This is a genomic window from Stenotrophomonas sp. YJH_SMC_58 (assembly GCF_059369635.1).
On record NZ_JCAFSW010000011.1, the window covers coordinates 96,328 to 119,342 of the forward strand.

The following is a 23,015-nucleotide window of genomic DNA, read 5'->3' on the forward strand; positions in this document are numbered from 1 at the left end:
ACCGGCCGCCGGGACCCGCCCGGCGCAGGAAGCGCACCGGGTTAGCGGCCGCCTGCCAACGAGGTTGAGGCGACCGGCCTACACATTCCTGAATCCACTCAGGGATCCGTCCCCGCTTCCCCTATTCGGCCACCCGATCCTTGATCCACTCCGCGCGTGGCAACACCTCGATGCTGCCTGCGGCGTACTGCTGCAGCACGGCGTCCGGCCCGAAACGCGGCTGCCACCCCAGCTCCCTGCGGATGCGGGCGCTGTCGTAGACGCGGTCGACGCTCAGCGGCAACGGCCAGCCGCGGCGCTCGAACTCGGCCAGCAGCTGCGGTACGCGCCGGGCCAGTACATTGCGCGGCTGGGTGGCCAGTTCCAGGCAATCCTCGCGCCGGAACGGGGTCGCGGCGCAGGCGATGTAGCGGGCGAAGGCCGGCCCCTCATCCAGCAGCAGCGCGGCATGGGCACTGGCCACGTCACGGGCGTCGATCCCACGATGCAACCGGAACATCGCCATCCGTTCCGGCGGTTCCGGGAAGCAGCGCCCCATCCGCAGCACGCGCACCCCGAAGTCCGGTGCGGCGGCAGCTTCAGCCAGGGCCTCGGCCTGCAGCTTGCTGCGGTGGTAGATCGTTCGCGGCAGCGGCTCGGTATCCTCATCGATCCAGCGGCATCCCCCTGCCACCACCGCGTGGCCGTACAGCGCGGTGGTACTGGTCAACACGAACCGCCGTGCGCCTGCCTCGCGCGCCGCCTGCAGCAGGTGCGCAGTCGCGTCCACGTTGATCTGCTGGAACACCGCGTCCGGTACCAGGCCGACGTGTGGCGCATGCAGGGCCGCGGTATGGATGACCGCGTCGACGCCCTGCACCGCGCGCACGACGGCTTGATGATCGGTGACATCGGCAATGATGCGCGTGGTGGCAAACGGACTGCGGTCCAGACCCACCACTTCATGGGCAGCCGCCAGCGCGCCGAAGATCGCGCGCCCGATCCGCCCGGAACTGCCGGTCAACAGAATCTTCATTGAGTCCATTCACTCGAAGCGCCCGGGAACTACCGGGATGCTTCGATTCTAGGCATGCAACGGAACATCTGCGATAGGACGACCGCGCAACTGTGCGTTCATCTTGACGACTTCGGCGGAGCCAGCAGTTGACGTGCGATGGAGAGCGGATCGTCGCCGCCTGCCGCGTGGGGCGCGACACCGGTCCGTTCGCCGTTGCCACCGGTGCGCAGTTTGATCGGTTGCCGGTGCGGAACGTTTATCTGATAGCCATCGGGCAGCAGCACAGGATCATCGAACATATGTGCGGCACCGCCACTGCGGCCGCCGGCGTTGCGCGCACATCCGAGGGCCGGCAGTGAATACGCGACGAATGCGGCCGCCGGTCCGGCTGCGTGATCATCACGGTGCGCAGGGCGCGTGAAAACCGGGGCGAAGATGGCGACCTGGACTTAGCGTGCGGTGGCCAAGCATGGACGCCGTCGCCCACGAAGGCGGCGTCCACACTGCAGGAGATTTCACATGACTGAGCAGAAGCCGCGCAGCTCCAACCGGGGCTTCGCCTCGATGGACCAGGACAAACAGCGCGCGATCGCCGCCAAGGGCGGGCGCGCGGCACATGCCTCCGGCAATGCGCACGAATTCAGTCCGGCCGAAGCACGTGTCGCAGGCCGCAAGGGTGGCGAAGCGATCAGCCGCGACCGCCAGCACATGGCCACGATCGGACGCGAAGGTGGACACGCACGCCACGCCAACGCGCGCCAGCAGCAACAACAGCCTCAGGCGATCGAACGCACGGCAGAGGACCCGCAACGCCAGCAAGGCTGAATGCTGCGCGTCAAGCCGATGCACGCTGCCGATGCAGCCCAAGCGCCGCAAGCAGGGCCAGCGCACCCGCCACCGCCATCGCCCAACCGAACCCGCTGGCCATCGCACTGCGGTACCAGGTCAGCACCTGCGGCGTGGCGTGCATCGAGCCCGGGTGCAGGATCAGTTCACGCGCCTGCGCAACAAGCCGCTGCTGCCCTGCGGCCTGTGCGCAGGCGGTGAACTGCTGTACGGCACGCTGGCCCATCAGGCTGCCCATCAGCGCGATGCCCAGGCTCATGCCTGCCTGGCGCAGCGCGTTCATCGTGGCTGACGCGATACCTGCGCGTTCGGCCGGTGCGCTGGCCATGATCGCCATGCCGGTCGCTGGCACCGCCAGCCCCATTCCAATGCCAAGCAGCATCAGCACGGCAGTGGCATGAGCGCGCGAAGTAGCCGGTTCGAACGTGGCCATTGCGCACATCGCCACACCGGCCAGGACGTAGCCCAGCACCAGCGCGGCATGCAGCCCGAGGCGGGCAACCAGGCGCCCGAACAACAGCGAGACAACACCCATCAACAGGAACTGGGGAGCCAGCTGCGAGCCTGCCAGCGCCGCGCTGTGCCCCTGTGCCTGCTGGAAGAACAGCGACAGGAAGAACAGGCTCGCATAGGCGGTGAAGCCCAGCACGAACGAGGCCAGGTTGAGCATGCGGAAGCGACCGTCGGCAAACAGGTCCAGCGGCAGCAGGGGGCGTGCCACCCGCCGCTCGACGATGCCGAACAGGATCAGCCCCGCAGTTGCGGCGCCCAGCGCCAGAAGCGTCACCGGGGCCAACAGGCCCTGCTCACCGATCGCGATCAGGCCATAGCACAGTGCGCCCAGCGCGCCGATACTGAGCAGCTGCCCGGCCGGATCCAGCGCGGCGTGCTGCGGGTGCCGTCGCTCGGCGATGCCCCAGGCGCCAAGCACAAACGCCAGCAGCCCCAAAGGCAGGTTGATCAGGAAGATGCTGGGCCAGCCGGCCCGCTGCACCAGCGCACCGCCCAGCAACGGGCCAAGCACCAGGGCAAGCGCGCTGAAGGCGGACCAGCCACCGATCACGCGTGCACGCTGGCCCGGATCGGGAAATGCGTGACTCAGGATCGGCATCGCACTGGGAATCAACAGCGCACCTGCCACGCCCTGCACCGCGCGCCCGGCGACCAGGGTCGAAAGGTCCTTGGCGCAGGCGCACAGCAGCGAGCCCATGGTGAAGGTGGCGACGCTCAGCAGCCACATCCGCCGATGACCGTAGCGATCCCCCAACGGACCGGCCGACAGCATCAGCGCCGACAGTGCGATCGCATAGGCGTTGATCACCCATTGCAGGCCCGCCATGTCGGTCTGCAGCGCCTGCTGCAGGGTTGGCAGGGCCACGTTGACGATGCTGATGTCCAGCGAAGCGAGGAATGTACCGAGGTAGGCCGCCAGCACCAGGGCGGGCCGTTGGAGGCGTCTCATGCGTGGATCCGGGGGGAGGATGTGCGCGCATCCTATCGACTGACTGACCGTCGGTCAATGACTGGCGGTCAGTCAGTGCGAAGGGGCAGCTAGAATGGCGTCCGTCACACCCGGATACCGCCGACCATGCAGACCCCAGCTGTCGCCAGGCCTCGCACCAAGCCCGCCGAAACCCGCCAGGAGGAACTGATGGACGCCGCGCAGGCGTTGTTCCTTTCGCAGGGTGTGGACGCCACCACCATCAGCGACATCGTCGCCGCGGCCGACGTGGCCAAGGGCACTTTCTATACCTATTTCGCCTCCCGCACCGAGATCCTGCAGGCGCTGGCGCAGCGCTACACGCGGCAGTTCATGGACGAGGTCGAGCAGGCAGTGCAGCAGCACCCTGCCGGTGATGGCGCAGCGCGCCTGCGCGCCTGGATCCGCGCCAACATCGAGATCTACGCGCGCACCCACGCGTTGCATGACGTGGTGTACGCCAACCATCACCACCACCAGCGGGGCAATGCCGAGCGCAATGCGATCCAGCAGCAGCTGCTGGGCATCCTCGAAGCGGGCAACGCAGCCGGACTGTGGCAGCTGCCTGCTCCACAGGTCACCGCCTCGTTGATCTATGCCGGCGTGCACGGTGCCACCGACGACCTGATCGCCACACCCGCACAGGATGCCGATGCCTTCATCGCCGCTGTGGAAGCGGATTGCCTGCGCATGGTCGGCGTTCCGGCAGCGCCGACGCGCAGCGGCAGACGCCGCTGACGCAACGCTTCCCGCTCAGGTGTGGGCGAGAATGTTCAACAGCCGCCCGAACGGGTCGCGGACGAAGAAACGACGCACTCCCCACGGCTCGTCGGCAGGGCCATACTCCAGCGGGATGCCGGCCGCGTGCATGCGCTCCAGCACCTGCTGCAGGTCGTCCACTTCGATCGACAGATCGGGCACCGCGGTGCCGGAACCCCCTTCGCTGGCAAAGCTCACCTGCGCCAGCGCACTGCCCTGCCCGCCATGGGTGACGATCCAGCCATGATCCATCACCACCGGCATGCCCAGCAGCCCGCCATAGAACGCTGCGGCACGCGCCGGGTCGGGCGTGGCGATGTTGGCGACAATGCGTTTGACGGCCATGTGCAGCGGCTCCGGTGCGATTTCACATCCTCGCCGCTGCGTGCATGGCCCGCAAGCGGGCTCAGGCCAGATGCCCGCATCGCCACCTGAGGCGATCGCTGGAACAGAAGAGCCCCGTCGATGACGGGGCTCCGCGTACGGCTCAAACGGCGCGACTCACACGCCCATGCACAGATCGACCACGCAGGTGTTGTACGCCTGCTGGCATTCACCGGCATCGGTGCCACTGGCCAGGCACATCTGATAAGCCCGCCAGCACGGCTGGTCGCAGGGCTCGACCGGCCCTGCCACTGCCACCGAACCGGTACACGCCAACGCGAATACCGCCACTGCGATCACCTTCCTGACAACACGCATCGCCATCACTCCTTGATAAGCCTGGTGAGCCCAGGCCGGCCCACGTTAGCGAGGACACGGGGAGACGAAGTGAAGCCCACTGTCACGCACACTTAACCTGTTCACAATTTTCCTTTCACATGCATGGGGGATGTCGCCACGGATTGGCGTTAACGGCCTTGTTGCCCGTCCACCAAGGAAGTTGCCCGATGAATCACCCGCTGCACGGCCGTTCGTCCCACTCCCGCTCCCCGCTGCACAGCCGCCTCGCGCTGGCCGTGTCCAGCTCTCTGTTGCTTGCCGCTGCCGCGCCCGCCATGGCCGGCGAGGCGCTCGACGCATGGCAGCAACAGCGCGAGCTGCAGGCGGCGTGGGCACAGCCCGCCGTCAGCGCGCCTGCAGCATCGACGGCCGCCACGCCCGCGGCAACCGCCACCGCCCTGCTCGGCATTCCGGGCGATGCCGCCAGCTGGCGCAGCGATGAATTCAACGCCGACTGGGGCCTGGGTGCGATGGGGGCCGACCACGCGTATGCCCGCGGCCTGACCGGCAAGGGCGTGCGCCTGGCGCTGTTCGACACCGGCTCGGCACTGGCTCACCCCGAATTCGCCGGCCGCAACACCTCCAGCATCACCATCGGCCCGAACTGTGCGTCACCGGGAACCGTCGGCGGTACCGGCGCGTGCAGCCAGACACAGGGTGATCAACCGGGTATCAACTACTACACGCTCGGCGCGGGCGTGCCTGCTTCCCTGCAGGCCAACATCATTGCCGCAGGCCGTGAATGGGGTTTCCGCTATGCCGATCACGGCACGCATGTCCTCGGAACCATTGGCGCCAACCGCAATGGCACGGGGATGCACGGCGTCGCCTTCGGTGCCGATCTGACGACCGCCCGTGTATTTGGTGACACTTACTACGAATGGAGGCGCCAGGCGAGCGGAGGCTACCTGCCTGAAGCCGTGGAACGGACGGATCCCGATGGTGCCGCAAGGCTGGACATGTACGCGCAGCTGCAGGCACAAGGCGTGCGTGCCATCAATCACAGCTGGGGCATCTCCACCCGGAACATGACCGTGGCCGCACTGGATGCCCAGTACGCACGCATCGGTGCCGGCTACGACGTATACGGAAGCATCTACAAGGACAGTGCGAACGCCCCCGCTTCGCAGTTGATCCAGGTCTGGTCGGCCGGCAATGGCAGCGGCGCCGTCGCCGGTATCACCGCGGCCCTGCCGCGCTGGAAGCCGGAGATCGAGCCCTACTGGCTGGCCGTCGCCAACGTTCGCCAGCCCAATACAGCCAATGGTGAAACCGACTACGTGATCAACGCAGGCTCGAGCATCTGTGGCGCTGCCGCCAACTGGTGCATTTCCGCACCCGGCACGGCAATCCTCAGCACCATCGTTTCCGGTGACATCCAGGGACGGCTGGAGAAGACCGCAGACTACGTCCGTCTTCTCATCGACAGCCAGAATCCCACGTACGACTACGGCCTGAAGACCGGCACGTCCATGGCCGCCCCCCATATCACCGGCGCACTCGGCCTGTTGATGGAGCGCTTCCCCTACCTGGACAACACCCAGGTGCGCGACGTCCTGCTGACCACCGCGCGCGATCTCGGTGCGGCAGGCGTCGACCCGATCTACGGCTGGGGCATGGTTGACCTGCGCAGGGCCATCGAGGGCTATGGCTCGCTGCGCGTGGATACCAACGTGGTGATGAACCAGAGGGCCGGCGGCCTGAAGGTGTGGGAGGGCGATGCCTGGGACGACTGGACCAATGACATCGGCGGCCCCGGCACGCTGACCAAATCCGGCATCGGTTGGCTGCGCCTGAGCGGCGACAACAGCTTCAACGGCGCGGTGCTGCGCGAGGGCACGCTGGAGTTGAACGGCAGCAACACCCTCACCTCGGCAGTCGATGTGCAAGGCGGCCGGTTCCTGCTCAACGGCAGCCTGGTCTCCACCGCACTCACCACTACCGGTGGCGTCAGCACGGTCAGCGCCAGCGGCGTTCTGAAGGACGGGAACCTGACCGTCAATGGCGGCGTGGTGTCCTTCAATGGCATGCAGACCGGCGGCACCACCACGGTCGGCAGCAACGGCCTGCTGAAGGGTATCGGCACGTTGGGCAGCACCCGAGTGGACGGCACCATCGCGCCCGGCAATTCGATCGGCACGCTGACCATCAACGGCGACTACGTGCAGGGCGCGACCGGCGTCTACGCCGCCGAACTCGCGCCTGGCGGGCACAGCGACCAGTTGCACGTGACCGGTACCGCCACCCTCGGCGGCACGCTGGTCGCGTTGCCGGAACCAGGCATCTACTATCTCGGCGAGCAGTTCAACTTCATCCGCGCCGACGGTGGCATCAACGGCCAGTTCGCGAAAACCGACTTCAGCGCGTTCTCGCCGTTCCTGCAGTTCAGCCTCGCCTACGGCACCAATGGCACCCGCATCGACGTGGCACGCGGTGCCTCGCTGGCCAGCGCCGCCACCACCCCGAACCAGCGCGCGGTGGCCGCCGCGGCGGACCTGCTGGCAATCAACCAGGGCCTGCCCAGGCCGCTGACCCAGCTGTTCCCGCAGCAGGTCGGCGGCGTGCTCGACGGCCTCAGCGGCGAACTGCACGCAGCCACGCCGCTCGCACTGGTGGAAGGCAGCCGCTACGTTCGCGATGCCGTGCTGTCCCGCCGTGCAGGTGCAGTCGCGCCAGGTGCCGATGCGGGCGACGCCACCGGCGCCTGGGTGCAGGCTCTGGGCGGCAACAGCAGGCTGGACGGCAACAGCAATACCGCCCGCACCGAAGCCAACAGCAACGGCCTGCTGGCCGGTATCGACCACGAGTTCTCTGGCTGGCAGGTCGGCGTGCTGGCTGGCACCGGCCGCACCGACGTCAAGCAGCAGGCGCTTCGTGCCAAGTCGAAGATCGACAACACCCACTTCGGTGCATATGCCAGTCACAACTGGGGCGGCCTCGGCCTGCGTGGCGGCGTCGCCTGGAGCAAGCACAAGGTGAAGAGCACCCGCGATGTCGACTTCGCAGGGTTCAGAGACAGCCTGAGCGCCCGCTACAACGCGCATACCCGCCAGGCCTTCATCGAAGCCGGCTACCGCTTTGGTGGCCCGGAGGCCGGGCTGGAACCCTACCTGCAGGTCGCGCGCGTGGAGGTGGACCTGAAGCAGATCAACGAGCGCGGTGGTGCAGCCGCCCTGCACGGCAAGGTGGACGACACCGGCACCACGATCGCCACCGCTGGCCTGCGCTTCGACAAGGGCCTGAAGGCATCGTTCCAGCAGGACAGCTGGCTGCACCTGCGTGGGGGCGTGGGCTACCGTCGTGCCTCGGGTGACCGCAGCCAGCTGGCCGACCTCGCATTCGCCAACAGCACCACCACCTTCGCGGTCGAAGGCGCCCCGATTGCCGACAGCGCCGTTGTGGCCGAGCTGGGGCTGTCGGCCTGGCTGACCCCGCGCCAGCAGCTGGAGCTGGGCTACAGCGGCCAGTACGGCAGTGAAAGCCGCGACCACAGCGCCAACATGCGCTGGTCGGTTCGCTTCTAGACGCGTGTTCTCCTGACGGTTTGGGGCGGCCTCAGGGCCGCCCCTTTTTTATCCACGCCCCAGGGCCATGCGCGATACCCCAGGATCATCGCGTCCTGGATCCATCCGTGGAGCGTTACGCGTGAATGAAGATCGACTGGAGCCGGGTCGCCCAGCCATTGCACCCGGTGGAGTTGAACGCCTCGAGCCGGACATTCTTCCCCGATGTCAGCGCTGCCAACGCCGCCGCGTAGGCTTCCTTGGCTCCCGGCCGGGACATGTCGATTGCAAAGGTATCGGTATTGCAGAAAGCCGTACTCGAAACATGCACGTACACAATTCCCGCCGGGCCGTCCATGTACGGCCGCAGCGACAGAATCGTCATCTGATCGCTGGTTGGCTCCGCCTTCAGTGGTGCAGACAGGCACAAGGCCAACGTCAAGGCCAACCCCGCTCCCAACCTCCTGCGGAAGCCCGGCGTCGCGTCACTCATCATCATGTAGTTCCCCTGTGGATTCAGACATCAGGCCTCAGGCATCGTCACGGCCCTCAGCTGCATTACCCCGGAGGTGCAGCCGTCGACACGCAATCCGACACGCAGCTTGTTCTGCCAGGCGATGAGCAGCATCGAGACCATCTCCCTCTGCATTGGATGATCATTGAGGAGAATGAAGCGATTGCCACCCCCACAATCCGAGCCCGCTGGAAGCACACCTTGCGTCACCAGGTAGAACCCTTCCCCGCCCCAGCCAGTTGCGACGGATACGATCCGATGGCCTTCCAGATTGTAAGGCTCAGCATTTGCCGTTGAGGCCAGGCCAGTTCCCAGCACTGCCACCACCGCCAGCAGGACCTTGCCGCCGATGGCGCCACGCGGGCGCGATACAGCACGTACTCCAGCCATGTTCTTCCTTCCCCTGTCATGAACAACCGGTTGACGGTCCACTGCGGCCGGTGCAGCCCGCTACGCTCAGCCCAGCAGCAGCTGGTACAGCAGGGGCACGATGTCACCCTGCGGACGCTGGACATGCGAGACATCGGACACCGGCGTGCAGCTCCCCGTGGCGCCACAGGCAAGCACGCGATACGCATAGCTGGTGGCAGGGCGTGCGGCAGACGTCCAGTTCGCGGCGTTGCCTTCGTAGACCGTGGTCCAGGTCACCCCGTCCACGCTTTCCTCGACGACGTAGCGGACGGCAGAGGCCACAGGCGACCACCCAACGAAGTCCTTCGCGGCCGGCGAACGCCGCATCGGCACCATTGCCTTGGCGACCAGGCTTCCGCCCAGCGTGATGTAATCGGTCCGCTTGTCCTCGCGCTCGCTCGCCTGGTAGCGGAGGACGCCGGCGTGGTCGTACATCGAGGTGATCCGTCCGAACGATGAATCTGTCTGTGTGCGGCGACCGTCAGCGTCGTAACGGTAGCTCTCGGAACCTGCCGCCGCACGCAGCCGGTTGCCGAAGTCGAAGGTGAACGGCTGTCCGTTCTTCGCCCGCAGATTGCCTTGGGCATCGTAGGCCAGGCCGACCACGGTTGCCCCTCCGCACCCGTTGATCTTCACGTTGGTCAAGCGCCAGGCGTTGTCATAGCAGTAGTGATGGTCACGGCCGAGAATCGTCACCCGCGTGAGGTTGTCCAACGCGTCATAGCTGTAGCTCGCCGAGCCGAACATGGGCGAGGAAGCCGAAACGAGCCGATCCAGCGCGTCATAGCCCAGATTGCGGTTGCCACGCTGGTTGCGGCCCGTGGCACCGTCAGTGATTGCCATCACATTGCCGACCGCATCGTAGTCGTAGCCGTCGCTGAGGATCCGGGTTGCGCCAAGGGTGTCCTGGCTTTCATCCGGCAACTGGCGCGCGTTCTGCACCATCGAGTGGACAATGCCGTTGCCATAGGTGAACTGACGAATCGCCCCGTTGGGGTAATAGACCACGCCAGCGGCGTAGGAGCCCGCCTGCCCGGCCTGTCCCAGTGCGTTGGGCGCATACGCGACCACGTTGCCGGAGGGATAGCGATGCGCGGACAGGTTGCCCAGTGCGTCGTAGGCATACCCCATCGCCAGCGCTTCGCCATCGGTGGGGCTCTGCACCTCACCGATGAGCAGCCCGCGACGGTTGTACGCATAGCTGTTGTGCGTCTCCACCCCGGCGTTCAACGTGGTGACCTGCTTGACCAGGCCATCGGGCCAGTAGCTCCAGCGCTGGTTGCCATTGCCGTCGGGGAACTGCAGTGATGCGAGCCGGTTGCGTGCGTCATAGGAACGCACCACCCGGCGCCCGCTCGCCGCGGCAATGTCCTGGTTGCAGTTGCCTGCATCGGACAGGTCCAACCCCTGCGCGCTTCCAACCGGGTTCGATGCGGCGTCGTAGTCAAATACGGTGGCGCCGGTTTCCGGTTCGATCGTCTTGCACAACCGCTGCGCCGCATCGTAGACATAGCGCCGGGTCGACGTCACCGAGCCATTGCTGGCCCTGCGGGTGATCGACGTCGGCTTGCCGAAGACGTCCCGCGGGATATCCAGCACGGCTCCCTCTGCCAGTTCGATACGTACCGGCCAGTCAAGCTTCGCGGCATCTGCACCGGTGTAGGTCACGACGGTCGGGATACCCCTGGCATTGGTCGTGCGCACGCGCCGCCCCGGCAGGTACTCGGTTGTGCTGACCAGCGCGCCAATCTCGGAATCCTGGCTGACCTGGACCACCCGCCCAAGTGCGTCGTACGTCGTACGGACGCCAGTTCCGGCGTCCTGGACCGTACCGACCCCCGCGACAGGATAGGACTGGAAGGTGACCCGCCCTGCCGTGTCATAGGCGGTCACCGAGGCCCGCTGCGTGCCGGCTTCATTGCCCGCGTCGTACTCGCGCACCAGCAATGGGCGCCACAGCGCATCGTAGTAGGTGACCTTGCGCGCATTGCCGGTGCTGACCGTCTGCCGCCAATGACCGGCAGGAATGCCGTACTCGGCGCCGCCCACCTGGGCAAACTGTGTCGTGGTGGACGCCCAGTCCACCGTATCGCCGTCGGGGTAGTCGACCAGCGACATGCGCCCCATCGCGTCGTAGTCGTAACGCGTGGTGTTGCCCCGGCCATCGGTGATCCAGCGTATCCAGCCATTGTCATCCACGCCGGCAGACTGGGTCGAACCATCCGCATACTGGATGTTCCCGGGGATGCCGCGCTTCCAGCCGGACAGGCTCACGGTATTGCCACGCCCGTCCACCACGGCGCGAACGGTACCGTCGCTGTTGTAGTGAATGGTCTGCTGGAGCTGGCCGAAGGCATGGATCCGCTGGGGCTTTGCGGTGGCCGGGTCATAATCCACCTGGGACTCGGTCCGGCCCGTGTCCTGGTTGACCGACGTCCGGACCTGGCCAAGCACCCACTTCGACAGATCATCGTGATAGGTGATGACGTTGGTCTTGCTGTAGGACTGCGCCCCCGCACTTCCCACAACCGTGCCCAGCAACATCATCGCGGAAAGTGCATTGACTCGACGCATCGTCAGTGGGCCTGTTCGCAATGGATGGCGATGGGACAACCAGGACCAGGCAACGGAAAGACCGGCGAAGCGCACATCACAGCAAACCGCGCACACGCACAAAACCGGACGCGGCTGCATCCGGTTGGCGATTGACGTTGATGCTGGACGAGGCCCCCTTCGTCATGCCGCGCCTGTTCCCTGGACTTGGCCAAGTATAACCATGGAAACGGGACGGGACGCCCGGTCCTTCGCAGCCCTGCCGGACTGCGAAGGTTCCCGGGGCATGACGCGCCTCCGGGGCTCGACGGCCGCGATCGGACGCCCGGTGCGGGACGTCAGGCGGCCTTCATGGCGTGCTTGCGTGCCCGCATGACGTTGTGGCACTCCTGCACATCCGGCAGCAGCTGGGTCACTTCCTGGCGCACCGCCGGCGGCAGATCGTTGTCCTGCAGCACATCCTTGAACGCGCCCAGCAGGCGGTCTTCGGATTCTTCCAGTTCGGCCACGTAGCCGTAGTTGGTATCACCAAACGCGGCGCGCACCTTGCCGTAGAACTGCTGCATCGAACCGACCATGGTGCCGTGCTCGGCCGGCTTGCCGCCGCTGGCGGCAACCGAACCACTCAGCGCCGCGACGATCCGCGCCTTGACCCCGGCGATACGGGTGAACAGTGCCGACAGTTCGGCATCCTTTACCTTCGTTGCGGCTTCCTCATAGAAGGACTTGCCATCACGGGCGATCTCGATCAGGTCGTTGAGGCGATGTTCGATGGTGGACTGGGTGCTCATGGCGTCGCTCCTGTGTGCTCGAAAGTCAGTGGAGAATGGCAGCGCGTCGGCACTGCCTTCGACCTCACTATCATCGTCCTCGTGTGCCGGCCAGGTGAGTACGAATTGATGTACACATCACCATGCGGAACACGTGCTGACTTCTTCATTGCCGGCATCATTGAATGTTCACGGAAAACAAGCATGCGATGCCTGCCTCACCATGGCGCGATGACGATGATCACACTGATCAGCAGCGCAATCGCCAGAATCACCAGCAGCACATGCCATTGCTTCCAGCTGGGTTTCGGCTTGCCAGGCGTATTCATCGGCGGCCTCCTGTGTATGCCGGGAAAGGAGCTGCCAGACTGAAGCGAAACGACATTGCACAACGTCGACGCGACGTGCACTCCCCGTGCAGGACAGCGGCCAAGGGCGCGCGAAGATAACGCGTCCATAACGCAGTTCAAATGTGAGCGGGATGTTAGGTTCCTCTCGATTCCGGGTAACGGAATGCAGACCGGTCGTAGCGCCGCGCGCATTGCGACCACACAACGGATTTGGAGAGAGAAACAATGCACTACAAATACACTCTGCTTTCGGCAGGGATCGGCGCCGTGTTGGCTGCCGTTTTCTCGCCGGCTGCCAATGCACAGGACGACGCTGCGAAGTCTCCGAAGAACCTGGACCGCATCCAGGTGACGGGATCGGCGATACGCAGCGTGGATGTGGAAACCCAGCAGCCGGTGCTTGCCATCTCGCGCAAGATGATCGAGCAGCAGGGCTTCACCACCATCGCCGACGTCCTGCAGAACCTCACGTCGGCCGGCGCACCAGCGCTCTCGCGTTCGCGCACGCTGTCGTCCGGCGAAGACGTCGGCGGCAGCTACGCAAACATCCGCAACCTCGGCGCCACCCGTACCCTGGTGCTGGTGAACGGCAAGCGCCTGGGCGCCAGCACCAGCGGCCTGCAGGACCTGAGCCAGATTCCGATGAGCGCGGTCGAGCGCATCGACGTGCTCAAGGATGGCGCCTCGGTGCTCTACGGATCCGACGCCATCGCCGGTGTCATCAACATCATTACCCGCAAGAGCGTCGAGGGGCTGGAGCTTTCGGCGCAGCATGGCCAGTTCAGCCAGGGCGACGGCAAGGACAGCACGTTCTCGCTCGTTACCGGCGCGCGCGGCGAGCGAGGTGGCTACACTTTGGCCCTGGAATACCAGAAGGCCGACCCGGTGTTCGCCCGCGACCGCTGGTTCTCCAGGCATGGTGGTTCGGGGCCGGGTTATCCGCGCGCGGGCTGGAGCGACCTCAGCCAGAACGGCTCCTGGTGTGACCCGGCGCTTTACGACTGTGCCACCGGAAATTCCGTGTTCAAGACACTCAATCGTGGTGGCGACCCGAAGAATCCGAACGACTACCATCCGATCACGCCAGCCGAGTATTCCAACGGCAACGAGCAGATGCATGTGCAGACCGGCATCGAGCGCCGGTCGCTGTTCCTCAGCTCCGACTATGCACTGAGTGACCAGATCACCTTCACCACCGATATCGGCTACAACGAGCGCATCTCGGACCAGCAGATTGCCGGCTACCCCTACGAATCGACCAAGTTCGGGACGCCGCTGGCCGGCAACAGTGCGTTCAACCCGGTCGGCCATGACATCGCCTTCAACCGCCGCCTGTGGGAGCTTCCGCGCACGACCGAAAGCAAGCTGAAGTCGCTGCGCGTGGCACCGACGCTGTCGGGCTACTTCGAACTGGCCAGCAGAACGTTCGACTGGGAGGTGGGCGCGCTGTTCAACCGCAACGAGGTGACCAAGACCGGCCGTGGTGACATGAGCCTGATCGCCTCGCGCCAAGCGCTGGGACAGTCCTTTGTTGATGGCAACGGTGTAGCACGCTGTGGCAGCGCAGGTGCACCGATCGCCGGCTGCCTGGCCTGGAATCCGCTGCTGCCGTACGGCGTTGCTGGCGCCGGCTCGCTTGCCGACCCGGAACTGCAGCGCTTCCTGTTCCCCACGTTCACCGATACCGGCATCACCAAGACCCGAAGCTACTTCGCCAACATCTCCGGCCCGGTGCTGGAACTGCCGGCGGGCGAGCTCTCGGTGGCGATGGGCTACCAGTACCGCAAGGAAGAAGGACGCTACGTTCCCGACGCCTTTGCCCAGTCGCGCCAGAGCACTGCACTGGGGGCACAGACCACTGCAGGCGGTTACAGCCTCAATGAAGTCTTCGCCGAAGTGAATGTGCCGGTGCTGCGTGACCTTCCGTTCGCCAAGGAGCTGACCGTCAACGTTGCGGCACGCTATTCCGACTACAGCAACTTCGGCAGCACCACCAACACCAAGGCCAGCTTCGCCTGGCGCCCGGTCGAGGAGCTGATGGTGCGCGGCACCTTCGCCGAGGGCTTCCGTGCTCCCAGCATCTCCGACCTGTATGGCGGCCTGGGCACCAGCTTCGAAACCTACGTGGACCCCTGCGGCATCGGCGCCACCAACAGCGTCAACGGCAACGCGGCCTGCAACGCCGCCGGTGTTCCGCGTGGCTACGAGCAGCTGGCCCAGGGCCTGAAGCCCTGCACCAGCTACCCGTGCGCCACCCCGAACGAATTCACCACGGGCTCGAACCCGAACCTGCGCCCGGAAGAGTCCAAGAGCAAGACCGTCGGTGTGGTCTGGAGCCCGCGCTGGGTCAACGGTCTGGACATCAACCTGGACTGGTACAGCTACAAGATCACCAACATGATCATCGAGGACAACGTCGATCGCATCCTCCGTGACTGCTACGTGCTGGGCAATGCCTCGCGCTGCGGCAGCGTCAAGCGTGCCGCTGATGGCCACATCACCAGCATGTTCTACGGCCTGACCAACCTCGGCGCGATGAAGACCGAGGGCTGGGACCTGGGCATCCGTTACCGCCTGCCGGAATACGCGTTCGGTCGCTTCACCCTTGACCTGCAGAACAGCTACGTCTCCAAGTACGACGAGGAGAAGCAGAACTCGGCCGGTGACACCATCATGGACGGTCGTATTGGACGCCCTGGGGTGTTCCGCCTGCGGTCCAATCTCGGCGTCAACTGGCAGCTGGGCAACCTCTCGGCCCAGTACACGGTGCGCTACTACTCCGGGATGATGGAAGGCTGCATGCCAAACCGGCCCTGCACCGCGCCCGAACGCATCGCCAACGGCGAACCGGATGCCGTGCGCAGGGTCGGCTCGAATGCGTTCCACGACATCCAGGTCAGCTACAGGCTGCCTTGGGATGGCACCGTGGCAGTGGGCTCGAACAATGTGTTCGACCATCGCGGCCCGATCATGTTCTCCAAGCCGGAGAGTTCCTTCCCCTACTACGGCGGCTTCGATATCGGCCGCACGGTGTACGTGAAGTACTCGCAGCGCTTCTGACCGTAGCGTCCGTGCACGTGGCCGGCGGAAGGGGAGTTCCGCCGGCCACGCCGCACACAACCTCCACCCAATCTCCACGCTATTTCGACCCAATCTCCAACATCCCCGGCAACACTGGCGCAACGGCAGCAGATGGAGCAGGCAAGCGAGGATCGCCCGCGTGGCATCCACCTCGCCCGACCTCTCCGGATTCACCACTGAATGCGATGGACCACCCCCTCCCCGCTGCGGGGATGAGGCTGGTCCAAGGGAAGCAAGCGATGACAACGGCAGTACACAGTGGCTTGACCGATCTGGTCATGGATGCGCAGCGCTACCTGCGCCGGATCCTGCCCGGCCTGGCCTCGGTGGTCGGCCCCGTGGCTGCGGCACGCTTCATCCCGCAGACCATGGCCTCGCGCTATCACATCGCCGAGCTGACCCTCTATGGTGAAACGCCGGCGATGCTGGCGGTTCCACGCGTCCCGGGCGAATCCAGCAGCCGCGTCATCCAGGATGTGAAAGTGCTGCGCTCAGCGGCAAAGGCCATGGTGCTGTATGTCTCGCCGTACCTCACCCCCACCCAGCGCAGGTTCCTGGTCGAGAACCATATCGACTTCGTGGTACCGCACAACCAGCTGTACGCCCCCAGCCTGGCGATCGAGTTCCGCGATGCACCCGACCACGAGAAGAAGGCGATTTCGCTGCTGCCTTCGGCGCAGGCCGTGCTCATCCACGTACTCCTGTCCGGCCAGGCACGCTGGTGGTCACCGCGTGAGGTCAGCCGTGCTGCCGGATACACCTCGATGACCGCGTCGAGGCTCTCCGCTGAACTGGTCGGTCGCGGACTGGCCGAACGCTCCACCGGCGGACGCGAACGCTTCCTGAGACTCGCCGGCAGCCGCGGCGAGGTCTGGGCGAGAGCGCAGCCGTTCCTGCGCTCCCCCGTGCTGAAGGAAGTGGAGGTCTGCTGGGAACAGGTCGCCGACATTCTGGCCCGACATGCTCAATCCGCCCCCCAGGCAGGGACGGAAGCAATGCTCGCGGTGCCGTCGAAAGACCACGGCATCACGCGCGCCCTGTACATCGATGCCTGGCGGAAGCTGGGGGCACTGCCTGCAGCCGGCCGCGACTGCACGCGCAGCGGAACGTTGCAGATATGGTCGTATCCGCCTGCCTTCACCGGTAGCGGTGACCGCGTGGACCCGCTGTCGCTGTACCTGGGCCTGCAGGGCAAGCGCGGCTACGACGCCGACGCGCTGGAGCAGGAGGTGGAGCAGGCGCTGTGCGGGACGACACGCCACGGCTGAGGTCCGCGCGGGTCCGGCCCGACCGCGTCAGGACGCTTCGCCCCCACTCGCCATCGTCGCGCGCTTCGCTGTGTACTCGGCGAAGACCACACCGGATACCGCCAGCACGCCCCCTGCCAGTACCCAGCCACTGAGCGATTCACCCAGCAGCAGCACGGCCAGTGCGGCGGTCACGATCGGCACCAGGTTGAAGAAGCCGGAGACACGCGCTGCGCCCAACCGTGACAATCCGGTCATCCAGGTCAGTGGGGCCAGGATCGACGCGCATACTGCCGCAAACCCGATGCAGCCGACCGCGGTGAGATTGTTCACCCCGGTACCGACCAGCAGCTGCGCCGGCAACAGGATCAGCGACGCGGCGGTGGCCTGCAGGAACAACGATTCCAGCACCGTCAGCGGGATCTTCAAGCGCTGCATCAGCACGTTGTAGGCGGCAAAGGCCAACGCACCGATCAGCATGATCGCATCACCGCGGTTCACGCCCTGAGCGGCCAATCGTGCCAGGTCGCCCTGCGAGACCACCGCCGCCACCCCGACAGTGGAAATCACCGCACCGGCAATGGAGGTACCGCGCACCGGATGGCCCATGAACACGCGTGACAACGCCAATGCGAGCAGTGGAATCAATGCCTGGATCACGCCCATGTTGGTGGCCGAGGTGAAGTGCGCCGCATAGTACGCAAGGCACTGGTACATCACCCCGCCCAGGCACCCCAGCACCAGGAAGCGGCCAAGGTTGGCACGCACGGTCGGCAGGTTGTTGCGCAGCCGCGGCAGCGCGAAGGGCAACAGGACAATGGCCGCCACCAGCCAGCGGAAGAAACCAATATCGATGGGACCGACCGCGCCCGAGGCCAGCTTGGTCACGATGGTATTCGCGCCCCACAGCAGGCAGGCAAGGATTGGGAAGAGGTAGTTCAAGAGCGTGGGTGTACGTGGGGGAATGGCCAGCGTACGCTTGGCGCATATCGAGGACATCCTGAAAATGCGTCACTCCGACCCCGGGTTGCGGCAACCGATGGAACCCATCCCCACCTTCCGCCAGCTGCCCGGTCCGGTCTACTTCCGGCAGGGTGCGATGGAGCCCACCGACTGGGGCACGCACAGCCATCCTTGGGGCCAGTTCAACTTCGTCGCACAAGGGGTGATGGAGATGAAGATCGACGGCGAGTGGATGGTGTCCCCGCCCCATTACGCGATCTGGATCCCACCGGGAATGCCCCACTATTCGCGCAACCGGTCGCGGTTGGCCTATCGCTCGGCCTACCTGTCGCCGGCGTTGTCACGCCGCCTGCCCGAGCGTTGCAGTGCGCTGGAAGTCAGCCCATTGCTGCGCGAGCTGCTGCACGAGCTGGCGCGACAGGGCGTGACCGATCCGCGGACGCCGGCCCAGCGGCGCATGGCCGCCGTGGTGATCGACCAGATCCTCAATGCCGCAGTGCTGCCCAGCTTCCTGCCGATCGCCAGCAGCGATGCCCTGAAACAGGTGATGGCGTACATCGAGAAGCACCTGTCCGCAGCCGAGTCGGTCGCCGATATCGCGCAGCGGCATCATATGAGCGTACGCAAGCTGGAGCGCATGGCACGCAGCGAGCTGGGCATGTCACTCGGTGACTGGCGCGGTCGGGTGAAGTTCGTGCGTGCCACCGAAGCGCTGTGCACACGCCGGCCGATCAGCCGGATTGCCGAGGAGCTGGGCTACTCCGGCGTCAGCGCCTTCGCAGAGATGTTCAAGCGGCACGCACAGTGCACGCCGGACCAGTACCGGAAACTGCATCGGGCGGGGTGAAGAGCGCATCGAGGGGTGTCGATTTCCGCCCTCGTCGTTCGTCGGAACAGAAGAGACAGGCCTTCCCGCCTGCAGGAGCGCCGCGATGTCCCCCATCCTCACCGCCTTTGCCACCTCCCCCGACCGCGGCCAGGGCCTGGCCCGTGACATGCGCGTGCGCTGGGCGCTGGAGGAACTGGGCGTGCCCTATGACGTGCAGCTGCTGACCTTCGCCGAAATGAAGCAACCTGCCCACCTGGCGCGGAATCCCTTCGGACAGATTCCCACCTGGCAGGAGGGCGACCAGGTCCTGTTCGAATCCGGCGCGATCGTCCTGCACCTGGCCGAACAGCATGCCGGCCTGCTGCCCGTCGGTCCGGATGCACGCATGCGCGCAGTCATGTGGGTGTTCGCCGCGTTGAATACGGTGGAGCCACCCATCGTCGAGCGCTCGATGGCCTGGGTGCTGGAGCGCGAACAGCCCTGGTATGCACAGCGATTGGTGATGCTGGACGAGCGCGTGCGGATGCGTCTCTCGCAACTGTCCGCGTGGTTGGGCGCGGCAGCGTGGCTGGACGGCGGGTTCAGCGTGGGCGACCTGATGATGGTCTCGGTACTGCTGCGCCTGAAGAGCAGTGGCCTGCTCGACGAGTACCCGCTGCTGGTGGCCTATGTGGCACGGGCGACGCAGCGTCCCGCCTATCAGCGCGCGTTTGCTGCGCAGTTGGCGGTATTCCAGAACGGGTAGTTCCACGCCATGGGGGGAAACACTCAGCGCAAGCTGCGCCGGCAGGCGGCCTGCACCAGCATCAGCTGCGCTACCAGGATCAGCATCGCGCAGCCTGACAGCAGCCACGGGTCGATGTACCACTGCGCGTTGAAACTGAAATCGCCGGCGGAAATGCGCTTCCAGCCATTGAAGTGCTGCATCGCTGCAACCACGAACGCGAAGCCGCCCGCTGTGTACGACAACCAGGGCACGATGAGGCTCCCCGGCCGCGCGAACAATGTCAGCACGCCCAGCACACCGATGACAGTGCGTTGTACGCGGCAGTATGGGCAGACATAGGCCGTCCCGCTCCACTCCACCGCCCAGGCCAACAGGCTGACCAGCACGGCCACGCCTGCGGCTGTGTACAGGACTTTCGGCGTGATCGTCATGCCACCCTCGTGTGCCATCCGGTGCTCCTTGGTTGAAAGACCCGGGCAGGGTAGCAGTGCTGCAGCCTCATCCCTTCTTGATGACAGTCCGCTTGCCGATGGTGCTGGTCTTGCCAGCGGTCGGCCTGGCCAAACCAGGAATCAGGAAATCGGTGGCCTTGTGGCCCATCGACACCTTGGACGCCAGCCAGCGCGGCATGCGCCCGCGACCGGTCCAGGTCAGGCGCTTGTATTCCGGGTCGCGATACTTGGGCGCGACTTTGCCGGATTTACGGCGGGTGGGTTTGCGGGCGGGCGCAGGTGTTTCCGAAGCTTCGCCACCGAAGAGTTCTTCGAGGGTGTAGCCGGCTTCGGCCGCGGCAGCCTTCAACATCCGCCGCACCGCGCTGGCCGGACGGCGGCTGGAAATGAGCTGTTTCCGCTGTTCAGCGGCAACCACCAAGGCGCCCAGCTCCCGAAGGCTGAGCGATTCAATATCGATCGTCATGGTGGAAAGGTGTCCTGCGGCCGGCCAGCTGTCAAGCCGCCTTGCCCGGTACGTAGACACGGGCTTCACTGCCGGTGGGCTCCGATCGCCTTCGGCAGCCATCTCCGAGGACTTCGACGTGAGCAACTCATCGCATTCGCTCGCCTACCTGCTTGCGCGCATCCTGCTGATGGCACTGTTCCTGGTGTCCGGCATCGGCAAGCTCGGCGACCTCAACGGTACCCAGGGCTACATGGAAGCGATGGGGGTACCCGGCATCCTGCTGTGGCCTACCATTGCTTTCGAGATCGGCAGCGGCCTGTGCATCCTGCTGGGCTTCCAGACCCGGCTGGTATCGATCGTGCTGGCAGGCTTCAGCCTGGTCACCGCCTTCATCTTCCACCACAACGTTGGCGACCCCACCCAGCAGATCATGTTCCTGAAGAACCTGGGGCTGGCCGGTGGCTTCCTGCTGCTGGCCTGCACCGGGGCGGGGCGCTACAGCATCGATGGGCGTGGGCGGCGCGGATGAGCACGCGGCATGCCGCCATCATCCCCGGCCCACGGGCTGGACGCGCTGCAGACGCAGGTTGCGCCATGTCGGCTGGGAGCTGCGGAAATCCACCGCTTCGCCATCGCTGGTGAACAGCAGGCCTGGCTCCACTTCAGTGACCAGGCGGATGCCATCGATGTACAGCCAGCCCTGTCGCTGCTCCAGCACAACGGACATCGACGGTTTTCCCCATTGGTCGATGCGATAGCGCCCCAGCCAGGGTTGCCAATGGGGCGCGTGCGGCCCGGTGGACCCATCGATGGGATCGTTCTGGTCCAGGCTATCCTCGCCGTTCGTACATTCCAGGTGCGCCGGCAGCATCTCCGTCGCCGCATGGTAACGGTACGTCGCTACCTCTCCATCGGTGTCCGCGGTGAACAGCTGGTCGCTGTCGATGGCCGCAAACCGTCTGCCCACAGCTTGCGCCCCACGATGCAGTTGCAGTTCACCGCTTCCGGCAACCACGATCTTCGCCTTGCCGCTGCGCCCTATCCAGTCTCCCGCCATCCGCTGCATCTGGTCCTGGTTCAACCTGATCGGCGCCAGGGACGATAGCGGCACACGCGGCTGACGGGGCCCGAAACGCGCCGACAGCAGCTGATCGATCAGACGCTCGCCGATGCCGTACCCCGCGGACGTCGCGCGGTTGAACATCGCGGCGAATCCAGCGTTGGCCTGCCTGCAGTAGGTGAACACGCACCCGAATCCGAAGCCTCCGCCGCGATGGTGCAGCAGCCGCACCGGCGTACTGCCGTAGAGCCGTTCGCTGCGCATTACGCCGAGCCCGTAGTCACCGCCCAGGCCGAAGCCATGCATCTCGTCCCAGAGATGGGGCTCGAGCAGCTGCTGCGCGCCGGCTTGGCCGCCACCGAGCAGGAAGCCAAGATACTTCGCCATGTCGGCGGCACTGGTCCAGACGCCTCCCGACACCACCAGCGGTGTCACCGGCGGCACCTGCGCATGGCCGTCCTGGGTTCCCAGTGCCCGCCACTTGCTTGCCAGGTAGACCGACGCATCGGCCGTACTCTCGTGCATTCCCAGTGGCTCGAAGATCCGGCGCTGCAGCCAGGCCGGATAGCCGATGCCCGCAACCTGCTCGAGGACATGACCGGCAAGGTCGAAGCCCAGGTTGGAATAGCGATAGCGCGTACCCACCGGAAAGCGCAGCCATGTCTGCGAGATGCTGCGGACGTGCGCATCAAAGCCCGGTGACGCCGGTTCGTAATTGTTGCCCAGCGGCGCCTCGTGCGTGAATCCCGCGCGATTGGCAAGCAGCAGGCGCAGGGTGATGCGCTCCTGCGGGGAATGCTCGAAGCGACTGCGCACCGTGAACGACGGCAGATAGCGGGTAATGGGCGCATCCAGATCAAGGATGCCGTCCTGCACGGCCAACAGCACCGCCACCGCCGCGAAATTCTTCGAGGTGGACTGGATGCTGAACATCGTACTGGCGTCTACTGCTGCACTACCGTGACCCGACGCGTACCCGAAGCCCTCGAGCCAGCGCACCTGCCCGCCTTCGACCAGGCAGACGGCAGCGGCACCGATGCCGCTGCCTTGCATGGCGGAGCGGATCACGCTGCGCTCCGCTTCGATCAGGTTCCCGGTGGTGACGGTGGGCTGCGCCGCCGTGGCAACACCGGTGGGCATGAGCGTGGCCGCCGGAACAGCCGCGACATTGGCCAGGAAGGCGCGACGACTGAGCGTACCAGGCATCAGATCACTCCACTTCGGGATGCCGCCATCTTCCCGCCAGCAGAAATGGCGGGGCATGTGTCATTCGGCACAGAGTGCGGTGATCGACGGTGCTGC

Annotated in this window: 21 protein-coding genes; 8 read left to right on the top strand and 13 right to left on the bottom strand. The window is 65.6% G+C overall.

Annotated elements, in window-relative coordinates; translation table 11 throughout:
• Positions 1-121: 121 nt before the first annotated feature.
• A complete protein-coding gene (locus AC5P68_RS14970) occupies positions 122-1,015 on the bottom strand; it encodes an NAD-dependent epimerase/dehydratase family protein (protein WP_005414561.1) in 894 nt (297 codons plus the stop codon).
• 98 nt (positions 1,016-1,113) lie between these two features.
• Entirely contained in the window at positions 1,114-1,296 is a 183-nt protein-coding gene (locus AC5P68_RS14975) for a peptidase S41 (RefSeq protein ID WP_111108283.1), read from the bottom strand.
• A gap of 220 nt (positions 1,297-1,516) precedes the next feature.
• Here AC5P68_RS14975 and AC5P68_RS14980 point away from each other — a divergent pair, with 220 nt between their 5' ends.
• Positions 1,517-1,822, top strand: coding sequence for a KGG domain-containing protein (locus tag AC5P68_RS14980; RefSeq protein WP_033833971.1), 306 nt, complete (start codon positions 1,517-1,519; stop codon positions 1,820-1,822).
• Between the two features lie 10 nt (positions 1,823-1,832).
• Here the strand turns inward: AC5P68_RS14980 and AC5P68_RS14985 are convergent, their stop codons facing one another.
• Positions 1,833-3,305 carry an MFS transporter gene (locus AC5P68_RS14985; RefSeq protein ID WP_088470149.1) on the bottom strand — a complete coding sequence of 491 codons (1,473 nt, stop codon included), beginning with the start codon at positions 3,303-3,305 and terminating at the stop codon, positions 1,833-1,835.
• A 126-nt stretch (positions 3,306-3,431) separates the two neighbouring features.
• Between AC5P68_RS14985 and AC5P68_RS14990 the strand changes: the two genes are divergently transcribed.
• Positions 3,432-4,061, top strand: coding sequence for a TetR/AcrR family transcriptional regulator (locus AC5P68_RS14990; RefSeq protein WP_005414565.1), 630 nt, complete (start codon positions 3,432-3,434; stop codon positions 4,059-4,061).
• A gap of 15 nt (positions 4,062-4,076) precedes the next feature.
• Here AC5P68_RS14990 and AC5P68_RS14995 read toward each other — a convergent pair whose 3' ends face one another.
• Both AC5P68_RS14995 and AC5P68_RS15000 read right to left on the bottom strand, forming a co-directional pair.
• Positions 4,077-4,427 carry a VOC family protein gene (locus AC5P68_RS14995; RefSeq protein WP_005411161.1) on the bottom strand — a complete coding sequence of 117 codons (351 nt, stop codon included), beginning with the start codon at positions 4,425-4,427 and terminating at the stop codon, positions 4,077-4,079.
• A 156-nt stretch (positions 4,428-4,583) separates the two neighbouring features.
• Positions 4,584-4,784: a hypothetical protein gene (locus AC5P68_RS15000; RefSeq protein WP_005411162.1), complete on the bottom strand. Its 201-nt coding sequence runs from the start codon at positions 4,782-4,784 to the stop codon at positions 4,584-4,586.
• Between the two features lie 188 nt (positions 4,785-4,972).
• Here AC5P68_RS15000 and AC5P68_RS15005 point away from each other — a divergent pair, with 188 nt between their 5' ends.
• Complete coding sequence (locus tag AC5P68_RS15005) at positions 4,973-8,329, top strand: autotransporter domain-containing protein (RefSeq protein ID WP_231522801.1); 3,357 nt, start codon at positions 4,973-4,975, stop codon at positions 8,327-8,329.
• A gap of 115 nt (positions 8,330-8,444) precedes the next feature.
• Here AC5P68_RS15005 and AC5P68_RS15010 read toward each other — a convergent pair whose 3' ends face one another.
• The 4 genes from AC5P68_RS15010 to AC5P68_RS15025 form a co-directional block, all read right to left on the bottom strand.
• Complete coding sequence (locus AC5P68_RS15010; protein ID WP_032967009.1) at positions 8,445-8,807, bottom strand: hypothetical protein; 363 nt, start codon at positions 8,805-8,807, stop codon at positions 8,445-8,447.
• Positions 8,808-8,831: 24 nt separating this feature from the next.
• Positions 8,832-9,212, bottom strand: coding sequence for a hypothetical protein (locus AC5P68_RS15015; RefSeq protein WP_005411165.1), 381 nt, complete (start codon positions 9,210-9,212; stop codon positions 8,832-8,834).
• Between the two features lie 66 nt (positions 9,213-9,278).
• A complete protein-coding gene (locus tag AC5P68_RS15020) occupies positions 9,279-11,807 on the bottom strand; it encodes an RHS repeat domain-containing protein (RefSeq protein ID WP_231522800.1) in 2,529 nt (842 codons plus the stop codon).
• A gap of 317 nt (positions 11,808-12,124) precedes the next feature.
• Entirely contained in the window at positions 12,125-12,577 is a 453-nt protein-coding gene (locus AC5P68_RS15025; RefSeq protein WP_005411167.1) for a PA2169 family four-helix-bundle protein, read from the bottom strand.
• A 554-nt stretch (positions 12,578-13,131) separates the two neighbouring features.
• Between AC5P68_RS15025 and AC5P68_RS15030 the strand changes: the two genes are divergently transcribed.
• Both AC5P68_RS15030 and AC5P68_RS15035 read left to right on the top strand, forming a co-directional pair.
• The gene (locus AC5P68_RS15030; protein WP_164208341.1) at positions 13,132-15,966 is read left to right on the top strand and encodes a TonB-dependent receptor; all 2,835 of its coding nucleotides are present in this window, start codon (positions 13,132-13,134) and stop codon (positions 15,964-15,966) included.
• A 260-nt stretch (positions 15,967-16,226) separates the two neighbouring features.
• Positions 16,227-17,255: a hypothetical protein gene (locus AC5P68_RS15035; RefSeq protein WP_111151323.1), complete on the top strand. Its 1,029-nt coding sequence runs from the start codon at positions 16,227-16,229 to the stop codon at positions 17,253-17,255.
• 27 nt (positions 17,256-17,282) lie between these two features.
• Here AC5P68_RS15035 and AC5P68_RS15040 read toward each other — a convergent pair whose 3' ends face one another.
• A complete protein-coding gene (locus AC5P68_RS15040) occupies positions 17,283-18,233 on the bottom strand; it encodes a DMT family transporter (protein WP_231522799.1) in 951 nt (316 codons plus the stop codon).
• Between the two features lie 7 nt (positions 18,234-18,240).
• Between AC5P68_RS15040 and AC5P68_RS15045 the strand changes: the two genes are divergently transcribed.
• Positions 18,241-19,044 (top strand): AraC family transcriptional regulator, encoded by an 804-nt coding sequence (locus AC5P68_RS15045; protein ID WP_049404131.1) that lies wholly within the window; start codon positions 18,241-18,243, stop codon positions 19,042-19,044.
• Between the two features lie 85 nt (positions 19,045-19,129).
• Entirely contained in the window at positions 19,130-19,771 is a 642-nt protein-coding gene (locus AC5P68_RS15050) for a glutathione S-transferase family protein (protein ID WP_005411173.1), read from the top strand.
• Between the two features lie 23 nt (positions 19,772-19,794).
• Here AC5P68_RS15050 and AC5P68_RS15055 read toward each other — a convergent pair whose 3' ends face one another.
• Both AC5P68_RS15055 and AC5P68_RS15060 read right to left on the bottom strand, forming a co-directional pair.
• Positions 19,795-20,202 (bottom strand): hypothetical protein, encoded by a 408-nt coding sequence (locus AC5P68_RS15055; RefSeq protein ID WP_049431606.1) that lies wholly within the window; start codon positions 20,200-20,202, stop codon positions 19,795-19,797.
• A 49-nt stretch (positions 20,203-20,251) separates the two neighbouring features.
• Positions 20,252-20,671 carry an H-NS histone family protein gene (locus AC5P68_RS15060; protein WP_005414575.1) on the bottom strand — a complete coding sequence of 140 codons (420 nt, stop codon included), beginning with the start codon at positions 20,669-20,671 and terminating at the stop codon, positions 20,252-20,254.
• Positions 20,672-20,789: 118 nt separating this feature from the next.
• Between AC5P68_RS15060 and AC5P68_RS15065 the strand changes: the two genes are divergently transcribed.
• On the top strand, positions 20,790-21,182 hold the full coding sequence (locus tag AC5P68_RS15065; protein WP_033833983.1) for a DoxX family protein: 393 nt from the start codon (positions 20,790-20,792) through the stop codon (positions 21,180-21,182).
• An 18-nt stretch (positions 21,183-21,200) separates the two neighbouring features.
• Here AC5P68_RS15065 and AC5P68_RS15070 read toward each other — a convergent pair whose 3' ends face one another.
• Positions 21,201-22,976, bottom strand: a complete 1,776-nt coding sequence (locus AC5P68_RS15070; RefSeq protein WP_231522798.1) for a serine hydrolase domain-containing protein — start codon at positions 22,974-22,976, stop codon at positions 21,201-21,203.
• Between the last annotated feature and the right edge of the window lie 39 nt (positions 22,977-23,015).